Annotated in this window: 2 protein-coding genes; both read left to right on the top strand. The window is 74.3% G+C overall.

Translation table 11 applies throughout. From position 1 onward, the window contains the following. Positions 1-263 precede the first annotated feature (263 nt). Positions 264-467 carry a hypothetical protein gene (locus AC1DP0_RS21590; RefSeq protein ID WP_478088579.1) on the top strand — a complete coding sequence of 68 codons (204 nt, stop codon included), beginning with the start codon at positions 264-266 and terminating at the stop codon, positions 465-467. Between the two features lie 20 nt (positions 468-487). After that, positions 488-1,715: MFS transporter (locus AC1DP0_RS21585; RefSeq protein WP_478088577.1), on the top strand; the 1,228-nt coding region annotated here is incomplete at its 3' end.

Below are 1,715 nucleotides of genomic sequence, written 5' to 3'. Positions count from 1 at the left end.
GTGCACCTCGCGGCCCAGGGGGCCACGGACGAGGTCGCAGCGCTCTGCGGTGCGTCACGTCTGGACGGCGACCCGGTGTGGGGCGCCCGCGCCCTGGACGAGGCGCACGGACGGCCCACCCCGGACGTCGCCGAGCCCGCCGCAGTCTGACGGACACGCACGGCCGACGGCGCACACGAACCGGGTCCGAAACCTCCGCGGCGATAGGCTCGTCTGCCATGCCCAGCCACCGTGACCCCCAGGCCCCGACCGATGGAGCTCCCATGAACTCAGGACCCAACGGAGACCAGATGCCCGCGGAGCGCCCCGGGTCCGTAGAGCCGGTCGAGCCGATGGAGGCGGTGCTCGTGGAGGGATCCGGACGGAAGGTGCGCGACCAGCGCATCGGTCTCGTCTTCGCCGGCCTCGCGGTCGCAGCCCTGCTCGTCGGCGGTCTCATCGCACTGGTGCTCGCGATGGCCGGCTGAGCGCGGTCCGGGACGAGCGCATGACCTGGGCCGGACACCTTCCCGCGAGCCGCGAGTACCGTCGCATCCTCGTCGGGCTCGGCGCCGCGGGAGTCGCGACCTTCGCGCAGCTCTACTCACCGCAAGGGCTGCTCCCGACCCTGGCCCGCGGGCTCCGCGTGAGTCCGGCCGACGCCGCCCTGTCCGTCTCGCTCGCCACCCTCGGTGTCGCGCTCGCCGTCCTGCCGTGGTCATGGGTGGCCGACCGCGTCGGCCGGCTGCGGGCGATGCAGGTGGCCATCATCGCCTCGACCGTGCTAGGCGTCCTCGTCGCGCTCGCCCCGACCATCGAGGTCCTCCTCGCGCTCCGCCTCGTCGAGGGCATGGCCCTCGGCGGCCTCCCGGCCCTGGCGGTCACCTATCTCCACGACGAGGTGCACGAGCGACACACGGCGGCCGCCGCCGCGGCCTACATCTCCGGCACGACGGTCGGCGGCGCTGCCGGACGCCTCATCGCCGGACCCCTCGCCGGCCTCGTGGGCTGGCGCCCGGCGCTGCTCACCGTGGCGGCCGTGTGCGCCGTGGCCTCCGTGGTGTTCCTGCGCCTCATGCCCCGTCCGCGCGGCTACCGACCGTCGACCGCCACCACCGCACGGACCGTCGCCGACGGCATCCGCACGAGCCTGCGCGACCCGGCGCTGCTCGCGCTCTACGCCCAGGGCGCCCTGCTCATGGGTGGCTTCGTCGCGGTCTACAACTACCTCGCCTTCCGCCTCGAGGGGACCGAGTTCGGGCTGCCCGCGACGGTCGGGTCGCTGATCTTCGCTGCGTATGCCGCGGGCACCGTCAGCTCGCGCCTGACGGGCCGCTGGGTGCCGCGTCTCGGGCGGCGCCGCGTGCTCCTCGGCGGCACCCTGACCATGGTCGTGGGTGCCCTGCTCACCCTCTCGAGCGCGCTGGCCGCGGTCGTCCTCGGACTCCTCGTGCTCACCGCAGGCTTCTTCGCTTCTCACGCGACGGCATCCGCCTGGGTGGGCGCCCGAGCCACGACCGGGCGGGCCCAGGCGACGGCGCTCTACAACGTCTTCTACTACAGCGGGTCCGCGCTCGTCGGCTGGGTGCTGGGCTACGTGTGGTCAGGTCCCGGCTGGTCCGCCGTCGTCGGCGCGGTGGCGGCGCTCGCCGTCGTCGCCATGGGCCTCGCCCTCACGGTCCTGCCGGGCCGCTCCGCGACGTCGTCGCGCGTCACGAGGACACCTGCTCCAGGCC

This window comes from Terrabacter sp. P5_B1, from assembly GCF_056400505.1.
The sequence above is the reverse complement of the archived record's forward strand: the minus strand, read 5'-3'. Positions and strand labels throughout refer to the sequence as shown.